Here is a 23,338-nt window from a genome sequence, read left to right as displayed (position 1 = left end):
TGGAGTTTTTTCTATAATTAGTAGTTTAACCTGACCTTCAAATAGGAGTATACTAATAATGTAATCGTTATCAAACCTAAAAATTCGATGAAATCAGTTTTTAGGAATAAAAAGGGAGGAAATTATGAAAAAGTTTTCAAAGACCTTGAGAGATAACTGGATCTTTCTCTTGATGGTTTTACCAGGGGCACTCTGGTTGATTCTATTCTTTTACATTCCAGTATTTGGGAATGTGGTCGCCTTTAAAGACTACCATATGACCAGTAATGGTTTCATAGATAGTATTGTGAATAGTAAATGGGTCGGGTTAGATAATTTCAGATTCTTGTTTAGTTCAAAAGATGCCTTTATCATCACTCGAAATACCGTTCTCTATAATCTCGGCTTTATCTTTATCGGTTTGATTGTATCAGTAGGGATTGCCATCATCCTCAGCGAGCTTCGCTCTAAGAGAATGGTTAAAATTTTCCAAACGTCTATGTTGTTCCCTTACTTCCTGTCATGGGTTATCATCAGTTTCTTTACAGATGCCTTCCTAAACATTGACAAAGGGGTCTTCAACCATTTCCTAACATCCATTGGCATGAAGGAAGTCAACTTCTACGCTGACTTAGGCATTTGGCCATACCTTCTCCTTTTCCTAGGTATTTGGAAAGGCTTTGGATATAGCAGTGTCATGTACTATGCGACGATCATGGGAATTGACCCCACCTACTACGAAGCAGCAACAGTGGACGGGGCTAGCAAGTGGCAACGTATTCGCAACGTAACCATTCCTCAGTTGACTCCGCTTGTAACAGTCTTGACCATCCTTGCAGTCGGAAATATCTTCCGTGCAGACTTTGGTCTCTTCTATCAAATCCCACACAATGCTGGTCAGCTTTACAATGTAACCAACGTTTTGGACGTATATGTCTTTAATGGTTTGACTCAGACAGCAGATATCGGTATGGCTTCAGCAGCCGGTCTTTACCAATCCGTTGTCGGTTTGATTCTGGTTATCCTATCAAACTTGCTTGCAAGACGAGTCGATCCAAACTCAGCTTTGTTCTAGAAAGGAGGAGAATATGGCAGAAAAGAAAATTAAAAAAGAAAAAATTGATAATGTCGGCATTCACTCCTTCAGTAAGAAAGCAGATATCTTCTTTAGTATCATCTCTGGTTTGATCGCTCTTTCTTGTATCTTGCCCTTTATCTTCGTTATCATCATTTCGGTGACAGATGAAAAGAGCATCCTCCAGTATGGATATAGCTTTTTCCCTTCGAAATTTGGTGTAGATGGATTCCAGTTCCTAGCTCAGTTTAAAGATAAGATCCTCCAAGCGCTCTTTATCTCAGTTTTTGTAACAGTAGTCGGAACAGTGACCAACGTCTTCATCACAACCACTTATGCCTACGCCATCTCACGGACAACCTTTAAGTACCGCAGATTCTTTACGATCTTCGCTCTTCTTAGTATGTTGTTCAACGCTGGTTTGGTACCAGGCTATATCGTGGTTACTCGCCTGCTTCAACTTGGTGATACCGTTTGGGCCTTGATTGTTCCAATGCTTCTCTCACCATTCAACATCATCTTGATGCGTTCCTTCTTCAAGAAGACCATTCCAGAAGCCATTCTCGAATCTGCTCGTATCGATGGTGCCAGTGAAGCTCGGATCTTCTTCCAAATCTGTTTGCCATTGTCACTTCCAGGTATCGCAACCATCACGCTTTTGACAGCTCTTGGTTTCTGGAACGACTGGTTCAACGCCCTTCTTTACATCAAGAGTGACAACTTGTATCCATTGCAATATTTGCTCATGCAAATCCAACAAAATATGGACTACATCGCAAAAGCAGTCGGCCTATCTGGTCAACTGGGAGTCGCTCTACCGAAAGAAACAGGTCGTATGGCCATGGTTGTTGTTGCAACCCTTCCAATCGCGATTCTGTATCCATTCTTCCAACGCTACTTTGTTAAAGGGTTGACGATCGGTGGTGTCAAAGAATAGCACTTGTTGAGAAACACCGTTTCTCCCTTCCCAACTTCATCTTAGTGACTGAAGTTAAAAATCATTAAATCGTTTATAAGTTTAAAAATAAAAAAAGGAGTTTTTATCATGAAAAACTGGAAAAAATATGCTTTTGCATCTGCTAGCGTAGTCGCTTTGGCTGCTGGTCTTGCTGCTTGTGGAAACCTTACAGGTAACAACAAAAAAGCTGCAGATACTACTTCAGGTGAAAAACCTGTCATCAAAATGTACCAAATCGGTGACAAACCAGACAACTTGGATGAATTGCTAGAAAATGCAAACAAAATCATCGAAGAAAAAGTCGGTGCTAAATTGGATATCCAATACCTTGGATGGGGTGACTATGATAAGAAAATGTCTGTTATCACATCATCTGGTGAAAACTATGATATCGCATTTGCATCTAACTATGTCGTAAATGCTCAAAAAGGTGCTTATGCTGACTTGACAGAATTGTATAAAAAAGAAGGAGCAGAGCTTTACAAAGCACTTGACCCAGCTTACATCAAAGGGAACACTGTAAACGGTAAGATCTATGCAGTACCAGTTGCAGCTAACGTTGCATCATCTCAAAACTTTGCCTTCAACGGAACTCTTCTTGCTAAATACGGTATCGATATTTCAGGTGTAACTTCATACGAAACACTTGAGCCAGTCTTGAAACAAATCAAAGAAAAAGCTCCAGATGTAGTACCATTTGCGGTTACGAAGAACTTTATCCCATCTGATAACTTTGACTACCCAGTACCAAACGGACTTCCATTTGTTATCGACCTTGAAGGAGACACTACTAAGATCGTAAACCGTTACGAAGTACCTCGTTTCAAAGAACACTTGAAGACTCTTCACAAATTCTATGAAGAAGGATACATTCCAAAAGACGTAGCAACAAGCGACACTTCATTTGACCTTCAACAAGATACTTGGTTCGTTCGTGAAGAAACAGTAGGACCAGCTGACTACGGTAACAGCTTGCTCTCACGCGTTGCTAACAAAGACATCCAAATCAAACCAATCACTAACTTTATCAAGAAAAACCAAACAACACAAGTTGCCAACTTTGTTATCTCAAACAACTCTAAGAACAAAGAAAAATCAATGGAAGTGTTGAACCTCTTGAACACGAACCCAGAACTCTTGAACGGTCTTGTTTACGGTCCAGAAGGCAAGAACTGGGAAAAAATTGAAGGTAAAGAAAACCGTGTACGCGTCCTTGATGGCTACAAAGGAAATACTCACATGGGTGGATGGAACACTGGTAACAACTGGATTCTTTACATCAACGAAAACGTTACAGACCAACAAATTGCAGATTCTAAGAAACAATTGGCAGAAGCTAAAGAATCTCCAGCACTTGGATTTATCTTTAACACTGACAGTGTGAAATCTGAAATTTCAGCAATCTCTAACACAATGCAACAATTCGATACAGCTATCAACACTGGTACTGTAGACCCAGATAAAGCTATTCCAGAATTGATGGAAAAATTGAAATCTGAAGGTGCTTACGAAAAAGTATTGAACGAAATGCAAAAACAATACGACGAATTCTTGAAAAACAAAAAATCATAAGATCGATTGATTTCGTGTATTCATTCCTAATTCCTAAAAATGTGATCACTGCCTTCCTTAGTTCTCTAGGGGAGGTAGTGATTTTTAGGATGTAAAAATGAAAACAGTGGTTCTGAGGGTTTATACGATGTGATACACATACATCTATAGAGGATTTATTATGAAAAAATATCGCCTTCTTTTCAAAATGAGTGCTGTCTTCTCTTACCTATTTTTCGTATTTGGCCTTTCTCAGCTGACGCTTATTGTCCAAAACTATTGGCAATTTTCTTCCCAGATAGGCAATTTCTTCTGGATTCAAAATATCTTGAGTTTGCTATTTATCGGAGTCATGATTTGGATTCTGGTTAAGACAGGCCATGGTTATCTCTTTCGCATTCCAAGAAAAAAATGGCTTTGGTATTCGATTTTGACAGTATTAGTGGTAGTGCTCCAGATCTCTTTTAACGTTCAGACAGCTAAACATGTTCAGTCAACTGCTGAAGGTTGGGCTGTATTGATTGGTTATAGTGGGACTAACTTTGCAGAGCTAGGTATCTATATAGCCCTGTTCTTTCTGATTCCACTGATGGAAGAGTTAATCTATAGAGGATTACTGCAACACGCCTTTTTTAAAGATTCGCGATTTGGCCTTGATTTGCTTCTTCCTTCCATTTTGTTTGCTCTCCCTCATTTTTCAAGTCTGCCTAGTCTGTTAGATATTTTTGTTTTTACAACATCTGGAATCATCTTTGCTGGTTTGACCCGCTATACCAAGAGCATTTATCCATCCTATGCGGTGCATGTGATCAATAATATTGTAGCGACCTTGCCATTTTTGCTGACTTTTTTACACAGGGTGTTTGGGTAAAATACTGGTACGAGAGTTAGGAACTATAGTTTTTCAATTTATAAGCGAATTTCAGGAGGGAAATGAGTATGACACCATTAAAATGGTTTGCAGGAGGGAGAGAAAGGCGTTGTGAAGCCATGACCATCATTGATTATCTATTGGAAGATATAAAGGCTGCGCCTCAACTTACTCCCTTGAAAAATCAGCTAGTGATTTATAAAAAACGATTAGAGGATGATGGAACCTCTACTCCATTTATTCTGAGCCAAATGAACGTTGACATCTCACGTGTGTTGATTGACAATAAGCTGGGTTTGTCAGAAAGTCAAGCTAAGCAAATAAAAAAATTGAGAGAATTATCTGCGATTCGCTATGGTTACTGATGAAATGCAGGGGTAGGACTCTTTCTACAATTTCCGGTCAAATAAATTGCATTCGTTTTCCCAAGTGGGTATACTAGTATAGTTGAATGAAAAATTCTGAAAATTTAAGAATAGAAAAGAGAACAAATCTTATGGCAAAAGATATTCGTGTCTTACTTTACTACCTTTATACTCCAATTGAAAATGCAGAGCAATTTGCGGCAGATCACTTGGCTTTCTGTAAATCAATCGGTCTCAAAGGCCGTATCCTAGTCGCTGACGAGGGAATCAACGGAACCGTTTCAGGTGACTACGAAACAACTCAAAAATACATGGACTACGTTCACAGCCTCCCAGGCATGGAAGACCTCTGGTTCAAGATTGACGAAGAAAATGAACAAGCCTTCAAGAAGATGTTTGTTCGCTACAAGAAAGAGATTGTCCACCTTGGTTTGGAAGACAACGACTTTGACAACGATATCAATCCACTTGAAACAACAGGTGCTTACTTGTCTCCAAAAGAGTTCAAAGAAGCCCTTCTTGACGAAGATACAGTGGTTCTTGACACACGTAACGATTACGAGTACGACCTAGGACACTTCCGTGGGGCTATCCGCCCAGACATCCGCAACTTCCGTGAGTTGCCACAATGGGTCCGTGACAACAAGGAAAAATTCATGGATAAACGTGTCGTGGTTTACTGTACAGGCGGCGTTCGCTGTGAGAAATTCTCAGGCTGGATGGTCCGTGAAGGCTACAAAGATGTCGGTCAATTGCACGGAGGAATCGCAACCTACGGTAAAGACCCAGAAGTTCAAGGTGAACTTTGGGATGGGAAAATGTACGTCTTTGACGAGCGTATCGCAGTTGATGTCAACCATGTCAACCCTACCATTGTAGGGAAAGACTGGTTTGATGGAACACCATGTGAACGTTATGTCAACTGTGGAAATCCCTTCTGTAACCGTCGTATCCTAACATCAGAAGAAAATGAAGACAAGTACCTTCGTGGATGCTCACACGAGTGTCGTGTTCACCCACGCAACCGCTACGTCTCAGAAAATGAATTGACACAAGCAGAAGTAATCGAGCGCCTAGCCGCTATCGGTGAAAGCTTGGATCAAGTCGCTACTGTATAACATCAAACAGTCCTCAGGGGCTGTTTTTCTATGCTTTTTATCTAAAAATCTAAAATTTGTTTCTGTATCTTTCAAGAAAATAGGGTATACTATGTGTAAACGATTTCAAAGGAGGCCAGTTATGGCGAAAATATTTTTTATCCCAAATAAAGATAGTATTCTAGGACAACAGGAGGTCTTGACTGCCAAGTCCATCTTGGCCTTGGTGGAGGGCTTGGAGTCACACAGTTATGATGCAGTCTATCTCCGTCAGCCGCTTAATCGTCTCGAGTATATGGAATGTGGGATTGTAGGCCAGTCGCAATTTCTTTTCAAAGTGAACTATGCGGATAGTCGAAAAGGCTATCAAGTGGTGATTCCAGACTTCCTTACTAGAGCGGACTGGGAGATTGTAGAAGCTCTCCTCCAAGCCCTATCGAGCAAGTTGGGGCAAGTGGTAGAAGGGCTAGAAGGGTTTGAATTTGAAGCTTATTTCAGAGAAACAGTTCAGAATTATCTAGCTGACAAAGCGGCTCGTCTAGTATACTGCCAAGGGCTCTTGTCCCCTATCTATCTCAACAAGGAATACCTCGAGAGCTTTTTGGCTGAGGATGGATTGGCACGTTTTGAAGAGCTGGTCAAGAAGGTTCAAGGCTCTGATGCCTACCTTGCCAGTGTGAAATTTTACCCAGACGCCCAAGGTAAGGTGCACGGTATCTATCACCTAGCCCAGGGAGTCAAGACGATTTTGCCAAAGGAACCCTTTGTACCAGCTCCTTATACCGAGCAGCTGGTAGGAAAGGAACTTGTTTGGGAGATTGACCTAGTGACGATTTCTGGTGATGGGTCCAAAGCAGAAGACTACGAATCCATTGCTCGCTTGGACTATGCAAGATTTCTAGAGTCACTACCAAAAGCATTTTACCAGCAATTAGATGCTAATCAATTAGAAGTAGAACCCATTTTGGGAAAAGATTTTGAGGAATTAGTAGCCGTCAAGTAGCCACGACTCAAAAAAGAGTAAGCATAAAAATCCCTGTCATTAACAAATGGCAGGGATTTTGGTTAAAAGAAGGTCAAGATGCGAAGGTAGTCAACTGTCAGCGCGAGCTCTGCAATGAAGAAGGGTAAGAGAATAGCGCCATCAAGTAAGACAGCTAGCAAGAAACGATAAAATGGGTCAAGGTTGCTGGTTTTACTTGGCTTGCTAATCACAAAGAGATTGCCGAGGGCAAAGATGGCCATGCTTAGAAGAGTGAGGATACCAGCAAATCGTAAGCCACCAAAGAGTGCAAAGAAACTTGCTAGAGCCGTTAGGACAAGTGGGATAGCAAAGAGTCTGCTGTACCGATCGCAAGCTTCTTGGAAGGTGAAGTCGCTCTCCTGGTCCAGTACACGTCGGACAGTAAAGCCTCCCAAAATGATAGAAAAGTAAAATAGAGCGCTAGCGACTAAGATAGAAAGTCCAGCAAAGAGATTTAAAGGAGGGAGCTGGTTAGGTAAACTATTGGCAATAGATGCCATATAGCCATAGTAGAGGTGCTTGATATGATAGATACTAAAGAAAAGATTAATAGAAGACAGCAAAGTGAGCAGGCCAAAGACACTGTAACGATGCTTTTGGTCCGTAGTCTTGCTGGCAGTTGGTTCTTGGATAGCATCCAGCAGCCAAGTCCAAAATAGTGCGATTTCTTCTTTGAACCGGGCTGTTTTACGAGGGTCAATATCTGGGATATAGGGGCTTTCTAAAGCTTTGCTGAGGATGCTTTTCTCTTTTGCAGGGGTTTCTTGGTTGCCTTCCTCTTCAGCTTTCCCTTCTCCCTCTTCCTTGGTTTGGGCTTCTTCAATCATTTCGGGAGTTTCCTCCTCATGCGTTTCCGACTCTTTAGGTGAGACAGATGTTTCTTGGCTTACTTGTAGTTCGGTCTCCACAGTTTCTGAAGTCTCTGGCTCGTTGGGCTGGTTTTCCGATTTCGTCTGAGGTGATTTCTTCTCAAGATCGGCACTTTCAAACCATTCTTGTGTCATGGTGGAACCTCCTTTTTTATGGTCGTTTTCTATCTTTAGACTAGCAGATGAAAGCGTTTTTGTCAATGATTTCTAGATGGAGCAGAGTACTCTTCTTTAGGTAGGTAGATATCCTGGTTGGCTTTTGCAATGAGCAGGTCCTTGACATCTGCTTTGTCTGTCTTGTATGGGTTGGCAAGTTCATTCTCTTTTTGTCCACGATGTTCTTCTTTGGGTTTATGATAGATACCACCATGCTGAGAAGAAAGATTTAGATTGATACGGTCAGTCTCTTTCTGGGAGAGAATGAGGTTTAGAGTGGAATGGGCCTCTAGCTCAACCTTGCCGTGGACCTTGATATTCTCAGCATAGATGTGTTCCCTTTCCGTCTTGACCTGGCTATCTGTAAATTCGGTATCAAAGATATTGATGATATGAGGTGTCGTTAGTGTACTATTCTTGATAGAGCTTTCTGTTATTCTTAAGAGATAGCCTTTTGTTTTGATTGTCGCATTTTCAAGATTGGCTTGACGAATATTGGTTTGTCCACGATTGGCTGAGACGGTGATAGCTTGCAGCTTTCTTCCTTTAGGTAGGGAGAGAACGACTTCGTCAAAACGATTAGAATAGTTGCTAGCGATACGAAGTAGGCCTTCGATTCCTGAACCTAGAAAGCGATGTTGGGAGGCTTGTTTGTCAGTGACGGTCAGTGTTTTGTCACTCATGCCAGTAGTCAAATCATGACGACCAGATACGGAAGGATGATAGGTGATGTGGATCTTGTCATCTACAGACTCTGTGATGGTTAGGCTATGTTCCTCAAGGGTCAAATCAAGTTTTTCCACTTCATTTCCAAAGGTCACTTCTTCGATACGATTGTCATAGACTGGGTCTTTTGACATGGCAAGCAAACTTTGAATACCATTGAACTGGGCCCCTACAATGATCATGATAAAACCAAGGATTGTAGAAACCACACCAAAAATGAGAAATCCTTTCGTCAATTTACGCATGTCTGTCACCTCTCTTTCCTTTTTTAAGAATCCATTGCACCAAGCGGATGATCAGGAGGCCAAAGAAACGGGCTACATAGGAGATGCCTAGTAGAACAAGAGAAGAAGCACCGATAGCAAGCAAACCAGCCCCAAAAATCAAGATAAAGGCGGATTTGGCTTCGACTAGGACGCTAAAACTCTCTACGATAAAGAGTCCGCCCAGTAGGATACCTGTCACAGAGACGGTAAAGAAGGCTAGAATGACGGAGACAGCTGCGATAAAAATACCGATGATGGCCATGAGGATGCCGATCCCGACTGGAATTCCGATAGGGGCTGCCAGTAAGGCAAGTAGGGCAATGTGTAGCAGTTGGCGGTCATTCTTTTGAGCAGGTGCCTCATTGACCTTTTTATCGAGAAGATCAGAGAGGATATCATGGGCAGCTTCTTTTGGTGTTCCTAGACTAGCAATGAGTTCTTCTTCGCCCTCTGGACCTGCATCGTCAAATAGTTCCTTAAAGTAGTCCATGGCTTCGATGCGGTCAGCTTCAGGTAGTTTATGGAGATAGGTTTCTAACTGAGTCAGATAGTCAGTTCTTGTCATGGCGGATACTCCCTTCTATGATGCCGTTGACGGTGTCGGTATAGAGCGTCCACTCTTCCTTTAGAGTAACGAGCTGCTCTACGCCTTGATTGGTCAAGGAGTAGTATTTGCGCATACGCCCCTGAAACTCTCTAGAGTAGGTGGTCAGAAAGCCACTGGCTCCCAATTTTTTGAGAATGGGATAGAGCGTAGATTCTTTGATATTGGCGATGAGCTTAATGGTTTGACTAATCTCATAACCATAAGAATCCCCCTGCTCCAGTACAGCCAAGATGAGAAACTCAATCAAGGCAGAGGATGTTGGGAAGTACATGGGAAACCTCCTTTATATTATATAAAAATTTTATATATACTCTTTTCAAATATATTGTATCTCAATATGAAAGCCCTGTCAAGAAATATGTGTAAAAATTTTACATATAAAAAACTCCTAGTAAAAACTAGAAGTTTAGAGGATTTTATCCGCCCGATCCACCATAAAGAGTGAGACGGTCATGATGATATCGATGGCTAGAAGAGCAAGGACAGCTGGGATCCAAGATTGAAAAAGTTCAAAACTATAACCAAACAAGGCAGGACCAAAGGCCGCCAAGATGTAGCCTCCTGTTTGCGCTAGTCCTGATAGCTGAGCTGTCTTTTCAGGAGAACTGGTTTTAAGAGAAAAGCAAACCATGAGGTAGGGGAAGAGGGCACTGCAGGCCGTTCCAATCAAGAGATGGACGACTAACCAGTAGAGGAAATTATTGGCTGGATACAAGAGCATGGCAATTCCCATCATACCAGCGATAGAGATAATTGCCAGCATGATTCGACGGTGACTATCTGATAGACGAGTCGTCAGACTTGGAACAGTCATGGAAAAAGGAATGCTGATCAGTGAGAAGATAGAAGCCAGAAGAGCCGCATCACTATTAGAAATACCAGCACTAACAGCCATAGTTGGCAACCAGGTCATACTTGTATAAAAGAGCAAGGACTGAAGCCCGCCAAAGATAATGATAGCCCAGACATCTTTACTTTTTAGAATATTCTCTTTGACTTGCTTTTCTTTTTGGCTTTCTAGGTGGTGGTTGTGGCGATGATTTGGCAACCAGACTAGCAGAGTGACCAGACAGAGAAAGCTGAGAACGAGGATAAGTCCCTTCCAAGAACTAGCTTGGGTGATAGGGACCGAAAGATAAGAAGCGATGGCTGTCGAAATTCCCATGGCAGTGACATAGAGAGTTGTTAGGAAACTAATCTTTTGAGGCTGATTTGCCTGGATTATACTTGGGAGGAGTACATTGAAGATCGCAATGCTTGCTCCCACAATTAGGGTCCCTAGATAGAGAAGGGGAAGATTGAAAATCCGAATGACAGAGCCAACGGTTAAGAGAAGGAGACAGTAAGTAAAGAGATGTTCCAACCCGATTTTTTGTGCCAAGCGGCTTGCAAAAGCAGAGAAAAGAGCAAACATCAAGAGAGGGAGACTGGTTAAAATCCCAAGAGAGCTAACCTCCACTCCTAGTCCCTGAGCAATATCTCCTAAAATAGTTGGAAGAGCAGTGAAGGGAGATCGTAAAACAGTCCCGATTAAGACAATTCCTAGAACAAAAAAGAGTGATTGTTTCTTCATAAAAACCTCGATAGGATGATTTTAATAACAGCTTATTTTAAGGTTTTTTCCTTATAATGTCAAGTAATGACAGCCAAGACAGATCAATCAATGAAAGTGAAAATAAAGTGAAAAGAGACAGATTTCTTTACTAGAATTTTCCTTGATTTGATATAAAAATAGGAAACTAGGAAATTTTGTGATAAAATAGTGGAAGGAAATCTATACATTGGAGAAAAACTGTGCCTGAAAAGCAAAAAATCAGCGTCTTGATGTCGGTCTATGTAAAGGAAAATCCGACGTTTTTAAGAGATGCTATCAAAAGTGTTCAAAACCAGACCTTGAAACCGAGCGAACTTGTTCTTGTTGAGGATGGCCCGCTCACACCCGAACTCTATCAGGTGCTAGATGAAGTGGCAGCTCAGTCAGACATTCCAGTTAAACGGTGCCCCTTAGAACAAAACCAAGGTTTAGGCTTGGCTCTTCGATACGGTGTTTTACAGTGCCAGTATGACATTATTGCCCGCATGGATACGGATGATTTAGCCGTTCCGGATCGTTTTGAGAAACAGCTTCAGCTAATGGAGAAAGAAGATCTCGATCTCTTAGGCGGCCATATCGCAGAGTTCATTGACAATCCAGATGAGATTGTATCTTATCGTCGTGTTCCAACTCAGCACGCAGACATTGTGGCTTATCAGAGAATGAGAAGCGCTTTTAACCATATGACAGTCATGTTTAAAAAGGACATGGTCCTCAAGGCGGGCAACTATGAAGATGGCCTTTACATGGAGGATGACCTCCTTTGGCTCAATATGATTGCTGCAGGTGCCAAGACTGGGAACCTAGATCAAATCTTGTGTAAGGTTCGTGTCGGTGCAGGGATGTTTGAGCGTCGAGGTGGCTTGCGTTACCTTAAACTCTATCGTCAGGCTCGCCAAAGGATGCTTGAGCGAGGGCAAATTTCTTACATGGAATATGCTAAAAGTGTAGCCATTCAGGCAATTGTTGCACTTTGTCCAGGCTTTGTACGTCAGTTTATCTTCGTCAAACTTTTAAGAAAGAGAAAGTAAGCCCCGATAGACTGAATGATTTAGGCTATCATAACAACAGTATCATCTGACTCTTTTAAGGGGGAGTAAATTCCTATGAATAAAAAACTAACAGATTATGTGATTGATCTGGTTGAAATTTTAAATAAACAGCAAAAACAAGTGTTTTGGGGGATATTCGATATTCTGAGTATGGTGGTTTCCATCATCGTATCTTATATCTTGTTTTATGGCCTTATAAATCCTGCGCCTGTGGATTACGTGATCTACACTCTTTTAGCTTTCCTCCTCTATCAAATCATGATTGCATTTTGGGGGCTAAACGCTAGTATCAGTCGTTATAGCAAGATTACGGATTTCATGAAAATCTTTTTCGGAGTGATGCTCAGCAGTGTTCTTTCTTATGGAATCTGCTATGCCTTTCTTCCACTATTTTCTATCCGTTTCATCGTGCTCTTCATTTTGCTGAGCACCTTCCTTATCTTGCTTCCTCGTATCACTTGGCAGTTGATTTATTCTAAGCGCAAGCAAGGTAGTGGAGATGGAGAGCATCGTCGGACCTTCTTGATTGGTGCTGGTGATGGTGGTGCCCTCTTTATGAACAGCTATCAACATCCAACTAGCGACCTTGAGCTAGTGGGGATATTGGATAATGATGAAAAGAAAAAGGGACAAAAACTAGGTGGGATCCCAGTTCTGGGCTCTTATGAAAATCTGCCTGAATTGGCTAAACGTCACCAAATCGAGCGTGTCATCGTAGCGATTCCTTCGCTTGACCCATCAGAGTACGAACGCATCTTACAGATGTGTAATAAGCTAGGTGTCAAATGTTACAAGATGCCTAAGGTTGAGACAGTCGTTCAAGGACTCCATCAACCAGGTAGTGGTTTCCAAAAAATTGATATCACAGACCTTTTGGGCCGTCAGGAGATTCGTCTCGACGAATCGCGTCTGGGTACTGAGATTACAGGCAAGACCATCTTGGTGACAGGAGCTGGTGGTTCGATTGGTTCAGAGATTTGTCGTCAAGTTAGCCGCTTCAATCCCGAGCGTATCGTCTTGCTTGGACATGGTGAAAACTCAATCTATCTCGTTTATCATGAATTGATCCGTACATTCCAAGGGATTGATTATGTTCCTGTTATTGCAGATATTCAGGACTATGACCGTCTCTTGCAGGTGTTTGAGCAGTACAAACCAGCCATTGTTTACCATGCTGCAGCCCACAAGCACGTTCCGATGATGGAACGCAATCCAAAAGAAGCCTTCAAGAACAATATCCTCGGTACCTACAATGTTGCCAAGGCTGTTGATGAAGCCAAAGTACCTAAGATGGTCATGATTTCGACTGACAAGGCGGTCAATCCACCGAATGTTATGGGTGCAACTAAGCGCGTGGCAGAATTGATTGTCACTGGCTTTAACCAACGTAGCAAATCAACCTACTGTGCAGTTCGTTTTGGGAATGTTCTTGGTAGTCGTGGTAGCGTGATTCCTGTCTTTGAACGTCAGATTGCTGAAGGTGGTCCGGTAACGGTGACAGACTTCCGTATGACACGTTACTTCATGACCATTCCAGAGGCCAGTCGTCTGGTAATCCATGCTGGCGCTTATGCCAAGGACGGAGAAGTCTTTATCCTAGACATGGGCAAACCGGTTAAAATCTATGACTTGGCTAAGAAAATGGTTCTTCTAAGCGGACACACGGAAAGTGAAATTCCAATCGTTGAAGTTGGAATTCGCCCAGGGGAAAAACTCTATGAAGAACTCTTGGTTTCGACCGAATTGGTTGATAACCAAGTCATGGACAAGATCTTCGTTGGTAAGGTAAATGTCATGCCTCTAGAAGCCATCAATCAAAAAATAGAGGAGTTCCGTTCACTCAGCGGAGATGAGCTCAAAGAAGCGATCATTTCTTTTGCGAATGAGACAACTCATGCTGAGTAAGAGTGTTCATCTACCTTCATAATGAAACAACTATCGCCAGTTTTCTGAGGAAATCAGAAAGCTGGTTTTTATAAATAGAGAGTAGAGGACGTCGGATATTTCAAAGGTTTAATAAGCGCAACTATTCAAGGGACGATGTTATGTGATCTATCAGGAGAGTGATTTCAGACAATCTAAAAACTACCTCTATTTTTAGCTGGTAACATAACTTTGCGAAATAAGTATTAAAGTCAAAAGGAGATTTTTGTATGCTGAGTGCTATTAGGAGTTTTTTCAAAGGCTATGCAAATTTTTCTGGTCGTTCCACACGTCCAGAATTTTGGTGGGTTTGGCTGCTAAATATGGTAATTTTCTTGCCCGCCTACTACTCGCTATTCACGGGATTAGAATCTGATAAAGCCATCAGGAATATTGCGGTCTTCAGTATGTGTATTATTTTGTTTATAGTAGAGTTTGTTCCTCTACTAGCACTGATAGTACGTCGCTTACGAGATGTGGGTATCCATTGGGCCTATATCTTTATTGTATTTGTTCCTTTGGGTGCAGTAACACTGCTCGTTATGCTCGCTATGCCAAGTCAACGATTTGGAGAAAAAGTGATAAAAAATAGTGACAAAAATAAAGAAAATAAGGAAGACTCTCAGTTTGAAGACATGGTACGAAAATATTAGGATATTTTTAGTCTAGTTAAAAACGGCTGAGTCGTTTCCCAGCAAATAATCGCTTATAGTAGCAACCTATACAAAAAATACTCCTTAACCTAGTTCACTAGTGTTAGGAGTATTTTTGTATGGTTAGAGCTGGCTAATGATATCATCAATGGTACGGGCAATCCAGTCAGGTTGATAGCTGAGTAAATCAGCCTCTTCTCCAAATCCCCAAGTAACAGCGAACTTTTTAATACCAGTTTCTTGGGCTCCGATCATATCAAACTTGGTGTCGCCAATGATGAGAACTTGGTCTGCAGGCAGTTGATGCGTCTGCAAGGCGTAACGGATGACATCCGCCTTGTGCGGCGTTTCAGGACTAGAGCCGTAAATGCCATCAAAGAAATGATGGATTCCCAGATTTTTAGTCATATCCTGGGCAATCGGAGTATTCTTTGTTGTAGTGATGTAGAGAGGGTAGTTTTGCGAAATCTCTTGAAGCAATTCCGTTATTCGGGGGAAGAGTTGGGCTTCGTGGATTCCTTTTTCCTTGTAGTAAGAGCGGTATATCTGCACAGCCTCTGGGATTTGTTTCTTGGGAAGGCATGTTGCAAAACTACTTTCAAGGGGCGGTCCCATAAAACCACGAATGGTTTTGGCATCAGGGCTTGGAACTCCTAGCTCTTTAAAGGTATGGGTAAAGGCATTGTGGATCCCGATGGAACTGTCAACCAGAGTTCCGTCTAGATCAAAAAAGACTGCTGAGATAGAGGGCATAGTTTCTCCTAATAGATATAGATAAGCTTATTTTCCGAAGATTTCTTTTTGTAGGCGGCGACCAGTAGGTGTGGCGGCGAGTCCACCCTCAGCCGTTTCACGAAAGGCAGTTGGGAGGCTTGATCCGACCTGATACATGGCATCGATGACTTCGTCAACAGGGATTTTAGACTCGATACCTGCCAAGGCCATATCAGCCGCGATAAAGGCAAAACTAGCCCCCATGGCATTGCGTTTGACACAGGGAACTTCAACCAAACCAGCGACGGGATCGCAGATAAGGCCTAGCATATTTTTAATGACAAAGGCAATGGCTTGGCTAGCCTGATAGGGGCTTCCACCTGCAGCCAAGGTCAAGGCTGCGGCACTCATGGCAGAGGCAGAGCCAACTTCGGCCTGACAGCCACCTTCAGCACCTGAGATAGAGGCATTGTTCGCGATGACTAGTCCAAAGGCACCAGCAGCAAAGAGGAAATCCAGCTGTTCTTCGTGACTAAGGTCAAGTTTTTGGATAGCAGCAGTGAGAACGGCTGGCAGACAGCCAGCACTTCCTGCGGTTGGAGTGGCGCAGACCAAGCCCATCTTCGCATTGTGTTCATTGACCGCGATGGCATTACGGGCTGCTGATAGGATGGTAAAGTCCGACAAGGCCTTGCCACTTTTGAGATGGCGGTCTAGTTTGGCCGCATCTCCGCCTGTTAAGCCACTACGGGATTTGTTTTCACTGAGGCCGAGCTCGACAGAGGCTTTCATGACTTCTAGATTGCGTTCCATGAGGAGGAGAACTTCTGGCCGTTCTCGACCGGTTAGTTGATATTCGGTTGCAATCATGAGTTCTGCAACATTCCCTTGGAAGTCTAGATCTGCTTGCTCAACCAATTCTTTGATAGAATAAAACATGTTTCCTCCTACTTAAAGAAATTGACATTGTGGAGATGAGGGATTTTTCGGATTTCTTCAATCGCCTCTTCGCAACTTCGACTATCGACTTCGATAATCATGATGGCTTTTTCTCCAGCTTTTTCTCGAGTCACATTCATCTGTGCGATGTTGATATCGAAACGAGAGAGGGCTTCTGTGACATGGGCAATCATACCCGGAACATCCTGATGCACGATGATGATGGTCGGGGTATTCATGTTGAGAGAGACAGCAAAGCCGTTAAGTTCCGTAACCTGGATATTTCCTCCACCGATGGAAATTCCTGTCACACTAATGGACTTGTGTTCATTCTTCACAGTAATTTTAGTGGTATTAGGATGAGGAGCATTGCTGTCCTTCTGAATGGTCCAGACAATCTTGATACCGCGTTTATGGGCAATCTCTAGGCTATTTGGAATGTCGGGATCGTCCGTATCCATGCCTAATATACCAGCGACGAGAGCAAGGTCGGTTCCATGACCACGGTAGGTTTTGGCAAATGAATTAAATAAATGGAATTCGACTTCTGTCGGCGTATCATCAAAGATGGAAGAGACGATTTTCCCGATGCGAACAGCTCCAGCAGTATGGCTACTTGATGGGCCAATCATAACTGGTCCGATAATGTCAAAGACAGATTGAAAACGAAGTGAGTGCATCTGTTTCCCCTTACAAAGATTCTTATATCTATTATATCAAAGAATGGACCTCTGCGCTTATTTCCCTTATCAAAAGCTTAAAATGATTAAAGATAGTATAAAATAAGGTCTTTTGTGACAAAAACCTCCATAAAACGGTAAATATAAAACATTTTTGTAATATTTCTACATAAAACCGTTAAACAACGGTAACATTCGAGGAGTAGAATAGTATCATAGATAAAAAGGAGAATTTTTAGATATGTCATTAACAACTAAAAAAATTAAAACAACTATCGCAGGAGTAGCAGCTTTGCTTGCTTTCTTTGCTCCATCACTTGCATCTGCCCAAGAAACTGTAACTTACACAGTTAAATCAGGTGATACTCTTTCAGAAATCGCTGAGAAGTACAACACAACTGTTGAAAAATTGGCGGCAAAAAACAACATTAAAGATATTCACCTTATCTATGTTGACCAAGTTTTGGTTATTGAAGGAACAGCTTCTACTGTAGCTCCAGCAGCAACAACGGAAGAAACAGCTCCAGTAGCTACAGAAACAGTTGAAGAAGCTCCAGCAGCAACAACAACTTATGAAGCCCCAGCTGCACCTGCAACTCCAGCAGCAGAAAGCAACACTGCAGCAGCTTCTACTGTAAGTGGTTCTGAAGCAGAAGCCAAAGAATGGATCGCTCAAAAAGAATCAGGTGGTAGCTACACTGCTACAAACGGACGTTACATCGGACGTTACCAATTGACAGATTCATACTTGAACGGTGACTACTCAGCTGAAAACCAAGAACGTGTAGCAGATGCCTACGTTGCAGGACGTTACGGTTCATGGACAGCTGCCAAGAACTTCTGGCTTAACAACGGTTGGTATTAAGAATACAAGAGTCCTTTAGGGCTCTTTTTTGTTTACAAAGATGTTAACTTCTCGCTCTAGCTCTGTTAGTAAGTGTTCATCTTCTACTAGTTTAGCTAAGGAGAGTCCATTCTGTATCAACTGAGCATCATTAGCACAAATGCCGATACGAATATAGGAAAACGCAAGTGTATCGTACTGTTTGCTTGCTTTTGCCTCCTCTAAGAGAGTGTAGCAAAGCTGTTTGCAAAGCAACTTATCACCATTGTAAAGATAAAGAGTTGAGAGATTCAGAAGCAACATCATACGAAGCTGAAAGACAGGACTATAGTGTTTATAAACCTCTAGTCGTTCGAGAATTTTTTCGGTAATCTGATGAATATACTCCATAGGAAAAGCAAAGAGAATGGTATTAAGGACTTTGAGGTCACTCTCATACCAAGTATCTTGTTTCTCAATCTTATCCCATAATCTGTTTACAATGTTGTCAACCTTACTTGACAATTTTTCTATCCCATTTTCACGGATGTAGATAACGATTTCGAGCATATCTTGCAACTGCTGGATGGGAAAATCATGATGTGTTTTTAGATAATGTTGGCATTTTTTGAGTAATTTACTTAAGTCGCTCGTACCACTAATAGAAGCCATTTTTAGAAAAGTCTGCATGATAGTTGATCGTTCACTTGGGTGGTAGAGATGGCAAATATATTCAAACTCTTCAAAACTCATATTAATTTGCTGGAGAAGAAATTCCATATTCTCATATTTTGGAGTTGTCTTGCCACTTTCTATTTTTGATAGGCTGGTTCTTGAGAGAACACCCCCACAGACCTCTTCTTGAGTCAATCCTTTTGACTCACGGATTTCTTTATAAACATTTCCAAAATCGTAGCGCATGATTCCCTCCTTATTTGTGAAAAAAGTTAACAATAAATTGAAACTGATTAAAAATATTGTATCATAGTAATATAAAAAGTAAAAAAGAAATCTAAAATAAATTTGTGAAAAAGGTTAACAAATTTTACGACAAGGTATATTGTATTTTATAATCAAGATGATGAAGTACTAAGGGGGTATCAAATGTATAAAAAAGTATATCGTCTGTTGTTATTTATGTTATGGATGGTTATTTTCTTCCCTTGGGGATGGCTCTTATAAAATTTTGATTAAGTAAAACGAAAGGAAGGTGAGTCCAATGGACTTCAATGTTTACAAATGAACCAATTCATCTGTTTCTGTGAAACAGTTCAAGATATAAGATGTGAGGAAAATATCATGAAAAAATTAGTAAAAATTGGTGTCGCAACCGTAATGGCATGTGGTCTGCTTGCTACGACAAATGCTTTAGCAGTATGGGTAGATGGTGGTCAATGGAACTATGGAGTAGGTTGGACAGGAACTTTTGGATATTCTGATTATTTACATTCTACTCGCTCTCATACAGCAACTGTCCGACATGGAGGTAGAATCTCTAAGGATCGTCAGGGTCCTAGGGTTTGGGCACAAGCTTCCCTTACTAAAATTCCGCCAACAGGATTAGAATATTTCTATGGATTTTAAGTGAAATTTTCCCTCTCCTGTTAGGAGAGGGAGAACTTTATTGGAGGTATCTTTATGAAAAAAATCAGTAATTTCTGTATGTTACTCCTGCTTCTCTGTACTACTTTTTTTGTTTTTAATGTAAACTACACACGAGAAGTGGTTCGGATTCAGGAAATGGGAAAGACAGCGAGTTCTTTGGATGTATACTTGAAAGATGTCAATGAACCTGCAGAATCTGTTCTTCGATTTTTTGAGGATGTATCAAAGGAATACAAGGTCTCCATTATCAAAACAGACAGTGGTGATGAGGTGGTCAAGTCTGGTGTTTTTGATAAAGATACCTTCCCCTACCAAGAGTTTGGGATTTCTTCTCTTGATTTTACTACAGATGGTGAGGGAGTTTACAGTAATAAAGAAATTTCCAATAAACTTGGTACGATTCCGACTTTTCTAAAAGCCAAGCCTATTCAGCTTATGACTTTTCAAACCTATATCAAGGATACATCTCGTAGTTTAAATGGTCGCTATACGATAACTTCTACACAAGAGATGGACAAGGATAGGATTGTACAGAAATGGAGCGATTTTTTCAAGATAGACCAGACTACCTTGCTAGAGCCGATCTATAAAAGTGCAGTGGAAGTCATAAATCGAGATTTGCTTTTATCTGCCATTGTTTTTGTCTTGGCTATTTTACTTCTTGTGTTAGTGACAGTGTATCAACCGATGATGGATATGAAAAGAGTTGGGGTACAAAAATTACTGGGTTTTCAAGATCGGGCTGTTTTAGCTGATGTTGTGAAAGGCAATCTCTACCTCCTCCTAGCTGGGGGGCTTGTGATCAATCTAGGAGTGTTTTTCTTGCTTGATTACAAGCCAAAAGATTTGTTCCCTATGTTATGGTTGTCGCATTTTTTGCTTTTTCAACTTTATCTCTTTATCAGTTGGTTGACTTACCTCTTAATTCAAAAAATGACAATCAGCTCTCTGCTGAAAAGTTTTTCATCTTTCAAATTTGGTCTACTCTTTAATTATTTGATGAAAATTGGAACTACTATTTTACTGACAGTCTTGCTAGTTGGGGTAGGAAAAAGTTTGGAGCAAGAAAACAAAGAGTTGGATTACCAGAAACAGTGGATCAGTCAAGGAAATTATCTGACCTTGGAAACTTTCCAACTCAATGATAACCTGTGGCAAGAGCAGTTGGCAGGCTCAGGGCAGGCAGTGGATTATTTCTATCGATTTTATCTGGATTTGGTAGAAAAAACGCAGGCGGGCTATGTGCAAAGTAGCAGTCTTCCTGTAAAAAATTTTGTCAAATCAGACCAGACTCAGCAATATCAGTTAACAGATACGGTGGATGTTTACTATGCTAATCGCAATTTTCTAAAGAGCAAGGGATTCAAGTTACCCGATACCGGCACTAAAAAAGTTATTTTGATGCCAGCAAGTACGAAAGGTGAAGAAGATAAAAATCAGCTCTTGGGAAAATTAATTGCCTATCTTTCGATGAAGTATGAAGAGCAACAAAAACGAACGATAGAGGAGATGGATATCGAGATTGCTTACTATGAAGGTGATTGGTCATTTTTCCCATATAGTGATAAGCGAAAGGAAAATCTCTACAATCCAATTATTAGCTTGGTCAATGATTCTGATATGATGTGGGATGAAAAAGCTTCCCTGTCAACAACAGGTTTAAATAATCCCATTAAAATCGAAAATACAGCTCAACATCAAAAAGAGGTGACAGCGTTAGTTGAGAAATTGTCAGATGGGAATTATTTAAAATTTTCATCTATTCAAGCCATTCAACAAGAGAAAGTAGATTCTTATCGAGATGCTGTTCGGAATTTCAACATACTCTTTGCTTTGGTTGGTCTTCTTAGTATGATGATTTCCTACTTCTTACTAGTAACAACTTTCTTATTGAAGCGAACAGATATTATTACCAAGAAGTTTATGGGCTGGAAATTGATAGATCGGTATCGCTCCTTGCTGGGTCTTCTATTAGCTGTTTATAGCCTTCCTTTTATGGTTTTGCTATTCTTTACACAGGCACTGTTCTCCCTCTTGCTTTTCGCAGGATTTACAGGCTTAGATATTCTGTTTGTACTTTTCTTGGGCTCTAAGATGGAAAAACGAAATGTAGTGCAGTTATTGAAAGGGGATCACTTATGATAAAGTTGGAAAATGTTACGAAAACCATTGGGAAAAAAGTTATTTTGGAGAACTTATCTCTAAAAATTAACCAAGGAGATTTAGTTGCCATTGTTGGAAAAAGTGGCAGTGGCAAGTCAACCTTGTTAAATCTCTTGGGTTTGATAGATGGCGATTACAGTGGACATTATGAAATTTTCGGTCAGCAAAATGTACCTGTCAATTCTGTTAAGTCGCAAGCGATTATCCGCGAACATATCTCCTATCTGTTTCAAAACTTTGCTCTGATTGATAATGAAACAGTAGAGTATAATCTCATGCTTGCTCTAAAGTATGTGAAATTTTCCAAGAAAGACAAAGTTAAAAAGATAGAAGAAATTTTAGAGAGAGTGGGATTGTCATCAACCCTACATCAGAAGGTTTCAGAGTTATCTGGAGGGGAGCAGCAACGAATCGCAGTTGCTAGAGCCATTTTAAAACCCAGCCAGCTCCTTTTAGCAGATGAACCAACCGGTTCTCTAGATCCTGAAAATCGAGATTTGGTTTTGAACTTTCTCTTAGATATGAACAAGGAAGGTAAAACGGTCATTATCGTTACCCACGATGCCTATGTGGCCGAACAGTGCCATCGAGTTATTGAATTGTGAAAGAGAATGTGGAGAGTTCGTTGATCTCTTCATCTTACCTGTAATTGGACAATTGTATTTTTAAAAAATCAAACAGTATAAATAAGCTTATTATGTGTAAAAATATATCATATAATAAGCTTTTTCTTGATTTAAATGAAATAAAATACAGTTTTTTCTTGACAAACGAAAATGAGAGGAGTATTATTTATACAATAATAAAGTATAAAAATAAAAGGAGGCTCTTCTATGAATAAAGTGAAGAAGGTGTTGATGACGATGTTTGGTTTGCTTATGTTTCCCTTATTATTTGCTTGTAGTAACACTCAATCCCAAGGTGTTGAAGCCATTAAGGCTAAAGGAAAATTGGTGGTGGCCCTAAATCCAGAGTTTGCTCCATTTGAATATCAAAAATTAGTTGATGGGAAAAATCAGATTGTAGGTTCAGATGTTGAACTAGCCAAAGCCATCGCAAAGGAACTAGGTGTAGAAGTGGAGCTCTCTCCAATGAGTTTTGACAATGTACTGGCTAGTCTTGATTCAGGTAAGGCCGATCTTGCCATATCAGGTGTTTCTAAAACTGAGGAGAGAAGTCAAGTTTACGATTTTTCAATTCCCTACTACACTTCGAAGAATAAGGTTATCGTAAGAAAATCTGAATTAACGAATTACCAATCAGTCAAGGATTTGGCTCAGAAAAAGGTTGGAGCGCAGAAAGGTTCTATCCAGGAAACTCTAGCTAAAGAAACCTTGAAGGATTCTTCTCTCGTTTCACTTCCTAAAAATGGAAATTTGATAACAGATTTGAAATCAGGGCAACTGGATGCGGTTATCTTTGAGGAACCAGTGGCGAAAGGATTTGTAGAGAATAATCCAGACCTAGCCATCGCTGAGTTTGATTTTGATAATGACAAGGAAGATTCCTATGCTGTTGCGATGAAGAAAGACAGTAAAGAATTAAAAGATGCGGTTGACAAAACCATCCAGAAATTGAAGGATTCTGGGGAGTTGGACAAATTGATTGACGATGCTTTTAAAGCCTCTATCGAAAAATAGAAAGAAGG

The 23,338-nt window shown here is 40.9% G+C and carries 24 protein-coding genes; 15 read left to right on the top strand and 9 right to left on the bottom strand.

Annotated features, from left to right (window positions below; all coding sequences use genetic code 11):
* The first annotated feature begins 124 nt into the window (after positions 1–124).
* The 7 genes from DG474_RS09185 to DG474_RS09155 all read left to right on the top strand — a co-directional run bounded on the left by DG474_RS09185 (position 125) and on the right by DG474_RS09155 (position 6,899).
* Positions 125–1,054: an ABC transporter permease gene (locus tag DG474_RS09185; RefSeq protein WP_000714584.1), complete on the top strand. Its 930-nt coding sequence runs from the start codon at positions 125–127 to the stop codon at positions 1,052–1,054.
* A 13-nt stretch (positions 1,055–1,067) separates the two neighbouring features.
* Positions 1,068–1,991: a carbohydrate ABC transporter permease gene (locus DG474_RS09180; protein ID WP_000818344.1), complete on the top strand. Its 924-nt coding sequence runs from the start codon at positions 1,068–1,070 to the stop codon at positions 1,989–1,991.
* A 108-nt stretch (positions 1,992–2,099) separates the two neighbouring features.
* Positions 2,100–3,584, top strand: coding sequence for an ABC transporter substrate-binding protein (locus tag DG474_RS09175; protein WP_042903052.1), 1,485 nt, complete (start codon positions 2,100–2,102; stop codon positions 3,582–3,584).
* A 160-nt stretch (positions 3,585–3,744) separates the two neighbouring features.
* On the top strand, positions 3,745–4,434 hold the full coding sequence (locus DG474_RS09170; RefSeq protein ID WP_042903051.1) for a CPBP family intramembrane glutamic endopeptidase: 690 nt from the start codon (positions 3,745–3,747) through the stop codon (positions 4,432–4,434).
* Between the two features lie 68 nt (positions 4,435–4,502).
* Positions 4,503–4,799 carry a bacteriocin immunity protein gene (locus DG474_RS09165; RefSeq protein ID WP_042903050.1) on the top strand — a complete coding sequence of 99 codons (297 nt, stop codon included), beginning with the start codon at positions 4,503–4,505 and terminating at the stop codon, positions 4,797–4,799.
* A 131-nt stretch (positions 4,800–4,930) separates the two neighbouring features.
* Positions 4,931–5,917, top strand: a complete 987-nt coding sequence (trhO, locus tag DG474_RS09160) for an oxygen-dependent tRNA uridine(34) hydroxylase TrhO (protein ID WP_001030012.1) — start codon at positions 4,931–4,933, stop codon at positions 5,915–5,917.
* Between the two features lie 121 nt (positions 5,918–6,038).
* Positions 6,039–6,899: a DUF4299 family protein gene (locus DG474_RS09155; RefSeq protein WP_255778180.1), complete on the top strand. Its 861-nt coding sequence runs from the start codon at positions 6,039–6,041 to the stop codon at positions 6,897–6,899.
* A gap of 62 nt (positions 6,900–6,961) precedes the next feature.
* On the opposite strand, the gene DG474_RS09150 is transcribed toward DG474_RS09155, so the two are convergent.
* The 5 genes from DG474_RS09150 to DG474_RS09130 all read right to left on the bottom strand — a co-directional run bounded on the left by DG474_RS09150 (position 6,962) and on the right by DG474_RS09130 (position 11,117).
* Complete coding sequence (locus DG474_RS09150) at positions 6,962–7,924, bottom strand: DUF6574 domain-containing protein (RefSeq protein WP_255778179.1); 963 nt, start codon at positions 7,922–7,924, stop codon at positions 6,962–6,964.
* A 62-nt stretch (positions 7,925–7,986) separates the two neighbouring features.
* Complete coding sequence (locus DG474_RS09145) at positions 7,987–8,916, bottom strand: DUF4097 family beta strand repeat-containing protein (protein WP_255778178.1); 930 nt, start codon at positions 8,914–8,916, stop codon at positions 7,987–7,989.
* Positions 8,909–9,502 carry a DUF1700 domain-containing protein gene (locus tag DG474_RS09140; RefSeq protein WP_042767616.1) on the bottom strand — a complete coding sequence of 198 codons (594 nt, stop codon included), beginning with the start codon at positions 9,500–9,502 and terminating at the stop codon, positions 8,909–8,911. The genes DG474_RS09145 and DG474_RS09140 overlap by 8 nt, the downstream gene beginning before the upstream one ends.
* On the bottom strand, positions 9,489–9,815 hold the full coding sequence (locus tag DG474_RS09135) for a PadR family transcriptional regulator (RefSeq protein ID WP_042767617.1): 327 nt from the start codon (positions 9,813–9,815) through the stop codon (positions 9,489–9,491). Before DG474_RS09135 ends, DG474_RS09140 begins: the two co-directional genes overlap by 14 nt.
* A 135-nt stretch (positions 9,816–9,950) precedes the next feature.
* Positions 9,951–11,117, bottom strand: coding sequence for a CynX/NimT family MFS transporter (locus DG474_RS09130; protein ID WP_255778176.1), 1,167 nt, complete (start codon positions 11,115–11,117; stop codon positions 9,951–9,953).
* 221 nt (positions 11,118–11,338) lie between these two features.
* Here DG474_RS09130 and DG474_RS09125 point away from each other — a divergent pair, with 221 nt between their 5' ends.
* The 3 genes from DG474_RS09125 (at position 11,339) to DG474_RS09115 (ending at position 14,766) form a co-directional block, all read left to right on the top strand.
* Complete coding sequence (locus DG474_RS09125) at positions 11,339–12,169, top strand: glycosyltransferase (protein WP_255778174.1); 831 nt, start codon at positions 11,339–11,341, stop codon at positions 12,167–12,169.
* Positions 12,170–12,244: 75 nt separating this feature from the next.
* Complete coding sequence (locus DG474_RS09120) at positions 12,245–14,095, top strand: nucleoside-diphosphate sugar epimerase/dehydratase (RefSeq protein WP_255778173.1); 1,851 nt, start codon at positions 12,245–12,247, stop codon at positions 14,093–14,095.
* 248 nt (positions 14,096–14,343) lie between these two features.
* Positions 14,344–14,766, top strand: a complete 423-nt coding sequence (locus tag DG474_RS09115; RefSeq protein ID WP_042767620.1) for a DUF805 domain-containing protein — start codon at positions 14,344–14,346, stop codon at positions 14,764–14,766.
* A 123-nt stretch (positions 14,767–14,889) separates the two neighbouring features.
* Here DG474_RS09115 and DG474_RS09110 read toward each other — a convergent pair whose 3' ends face one another.
* From DG474_RS09110 to sdaAB, 3 genes are read right to left on the bottom strand one after another with little or no spacing between them, the layout of a single operon-like run.
* Positions 14,890–15,519, bottom strand: coding sequence for an HAD-IA family hydrolase (locus DG474_RS09110; RefSeq protein WP_042767622.1), 630 nt, complete (start codon positions 15,517–15,519; stop codon positions 14,890–14,892).
* 27 nt (positions 15,520–15,546) lie between these two features.
* Complete coding sequence (sdaAA, locus tag DG474_RS09105) at positions 15,547–16,419, bottom strand: L-serine ammonia-lyase, iron-sulfur-dependent, subunit alpha (protein WP_042767623.1); 873 nt, start codon at positions 16,417–16,419, stop codon at positions 15,547–15,549.
* Positions 16,420–16,427: 8 nt separating this feature from the next.
* Positions 16,428–17,099, bottom strand: a complete 672-nt coding sequence (gene sdaAB, locus DG474_RS09100; RefSeq protein ID WP_042767625.1) for an L-serine ammonia-lyase, iron-sulfur-dependent subunit beta — start codon at positions 17,097–17,099, stop codon at positions 16,428–16,430.
* 241 nt (positions 17,100–17,340) lie between these two features.
* Between sdaAB and apf the strand changes: the two genes are divergently transcribed.
* A complete protein-coding gene (apf, locus tag DG474_RS09095; protein WP_042767626.1) occupies positions 17,341–17,964 on the top strand; it encodes an aggregation-promoting factor in 624 nt (207 codons plus the stop codon).
* Between the two features lie 15 nt (positions 17,965–17,979).
* Here apf and DG474_RS09090 read toward each other — a convergent pair whose 3' ends face one another.
* Complete coding sequence (locus DG474_RS09090) at positions 17,980–18,843, bottom strand: helix-turn-helix domain-containing protein (RefSeq protein WP_001268190.1); 864 nt, start codon at positions 18,841–18,843, stop codon at positions 17,980–17,982.
* A gap of 378 nt (positions 18,844–19,221) precedes the next feature.
* On the opposite strand from DG474_RS09090, the gene DG474_RS09085 reads away from it, so the two are divergent.
* The 4 genes from DG474_RS09085 to DG474_RS09070 all read left to right on the top strand — a co-directional run bounded on the left by DG474_RS09085 (position 19,222) and on the right by DG474_RS09070 (position 23,330).
* Positions 19,222–19,506: a lactococcin 972 family bacteriocin gene (locus DG474_RS09085; RefSeq protein ID WP_000737526.1), complete on the top strand. Its 285-nt coding sequence runs from the start codon at positions 19,222–19,224 to the stop codon at positions 19,504–19,506.
* A gap of 54 nt (positions 19,507–19,560) precedes the next feature.
* Positions 19,561–21,669: a bacteriocin-associated integral membrane family protein gene (locus DG474_RS09080; RefSeq protein ID WP_255778172.1), complete on the top strand. Its 2,109-nt coding sequence runs from the start codon at positions 19,561–19,563 to the stop codon at positions 21,667–21,669.
* The gene (locus DG474_RS09075; protein WP_247923927.1) at positions 21,666–22,295 is read left to right on the top strand and encodes an ABC transporter ATP-binding protein; all 630 of its coding nucleotides are present in this window, start codon (positions 21,666–21,668) and stop codon (positions 22,293–22,295) included. The genes DG474_RS09080 and DG474_RS09075 overlap by 4 nt, the downstream gene beginning before the upstream one ends.
* A 228-nt stretch (positions 22,296–22,523) precedes the next feature.
* The gene (locus tag DG474_RS09070) at positions 22,524–23,330 is read left to right on the top strand and encodes an ABC transporter substrate-binding protein (protein ID WP_255778171.1); all 807 of its coding nucleotides are present in this window, start codon (positions 22,524–22,526) and stop codon (positions 23,328–23,330) included.
* Positions 23,331–23,338: the final 8 nt, after the last annotated feature.

The sequence above is a fragment of the Streptococcus oralis genome, assembly GCF_024399415.1.
Lineage (GTDB): Bacteria > Bacillota > Bacilli > Lactobacillales > Streptococcaceae > Streptococcus > Streptococcus oralis_CS.
The sequence above is the reverse complement of the archived record's forward strand: the minus strand, read 5'-3'. Positions and strand labels throughout refer to the sequence as shown.

What these genes read in the sequence shown, in the direction of transcription:
- DG474_RS09155 (WP_255778180.1), top strand. Translation starts at nt 6,039, where the DNA reads ATGGCGAAAATATTTTTTATCCCAAATAAAGATAGTATTCTAGGACAA.
- DG474_RS09135 (WP_042767617.1), bottom strand. Translation starts at nt 9,815, where the DNA reads ATGTACTTCCCAACATCCTCTGCCTTGATTGAGTTTCTCATCTTGGCT.
- DG474_RS09145 (WP_255778178.1), bottom strand. Translation starts at nt 8,916, where the DNA reads ATGCGTAAATTGACGAAAGGATTTCTCATTTTTGGTGTGGTTTCTACA.
- DG474_RS09180 (WP_000818344.1), top strand. Translation starts at nt 1,068, where the DNA reads ATGGCAGAAAAGAAAATTAAAAAAGAAAAAATTGATAATGTCGGCATT.
- DG474_RS09085 (WP_000737526.1), top strand. Translation starts at nt 19,222, where the DNA reads ATGAAAAAATTAGTAAAAATTGGTGTCGCAACCGTAATGGCATGTGGT.
- apf (WP_042767626.1), top strand. Translation starts at nt 17,341, where the DNA reads ATGTCATTAACAACTAAAAAAATTAAAACAACTATCGCAGGAGTAGCA.
- DG474_RS09170 (WP_042903051.1), top strand. Translation starts at nt 3,745, where the DNA reads ATGAAAAAATATCGCCTTCTTTTCAAAATGAGTGCTGTCTTCTCTTAC.
- DG474_RS09090 (WP_001268190.1), bottom strand. Translation starts at nt 18,843, where the DNA reads ATGCGCTACGATTTTGGAAATGTTTATAAAGAAATCCGTGAGTCAAAA.
- DG474_RS09150 (WP_255778179.1), bottom strand. Translation starts at nt 7,924, where the DNA reads ATGACACAAGAATGGTTTGAAAGTGCCGATCTTGAGAAGAAATCACCT.
- DG474_RS09115 (WP_042767620.1), top strand. Translation starts at nt 14,344, where the DNA reads ATGCTGAGTGCTATTAGGAGTTTTTTCAAAGGCTATGCAAATTTTTCT.
- DG474_RS09070 (WP_255778171.1), top strand. Translation starts at nt 22,524, where the DNA reads ATGAATAAAGTGAAGAAGGTGTTGATGACGATGTTTGGTTTGCTTATG.
- DG474_RS09185 (WP_000714584.1), top strand. Translation starts at nt 125, where the DNA reads ATGAAAAAGTTTTCAAAGACCTTGAGAGATAACTGGATCTTTCTCTTG.
- DG474_RS09175 (WP_042903052.1), top strand. Translation starts at nt 2,100, where the DNA reads ATGAAAAACTGGAAAAAATATGCTTTTGCATCTGCTAGCGTAGTCGCT.
- sdaAB (WP_042767625.1), bottom strand. Translation starts at nt 17,099, where the DNA reads ATGCACTCACTTCGTTTTCAATCTGTCTTTGACATTATCGGACCAGTT.
- DG474_RS09110 (WP_042767622.1), bottom strand. Translation starts at nt 15,519, where the DNA reads ATGCCCTCTATCTCAGCAGTCTTTTTTGATCTAGACGGAACTCTGGTT.
- trhO (WP_001030012.1), top strand. Translation starts at nt 4,931, where the DNA reads ATGGCAAAAGATATTCGTGTCTTACTTTACTACCTTTATACTCCAATT.
- sdaAA (WP_042767623.1), bottom strand. Translation starts at nt 16,419, where the DNA reads ATGTTTTATTCTATCAAAGAATTGGTTGAGCAAGCAGATCTAGACTTC.
- DG474_RS09165 (WP_042903050.1), top strand. Translation starts at nt 4,503, where the DNA reads ATGACACCATTAAAATGGTTTGCAGGAGGGAGAGAAAGGCGTTGTGAA.
- DG474_RS09140 (WP_042767616.1), bottom strand. Translation starts at nt 9,502, where the DNA reads ATGACAAGAACTGACTATCTGACTCAGTTAGAAACCTATCTCCATAAA.
- DG474_RS09080 (WP_255778172.1), top strand. Translation starts at nt 19,561, where the DNA reads ATGAAAAAAATCAGTAATTTCTGTATGTTACTCCTGCTTCTCTGTACT.
- DG474_RS09075 (WP_247923927.1), top strand. Translation starts at nt 21,666, where the DNA reads ATGATAAAGTTGGAAAATGTTACGAAAACCATTGGGAAAAAAGTTATT.
- DG474_RS09120 (WP_255778173.1), top strand. Translation starts at nt 12,245, where the DNA reads ATGAATAAAAAACTAACAGATTATGTGATTGATCTGGTTGAAATTTTA.
- DG474_RS09130 (WP_255778176.1), bottom strand. Translation starts at nt 11,117, where the DNA reads ATGAAGAAACAATCACTCTTTTTTGTTCTAGGAATTGTCTTAATCGGG.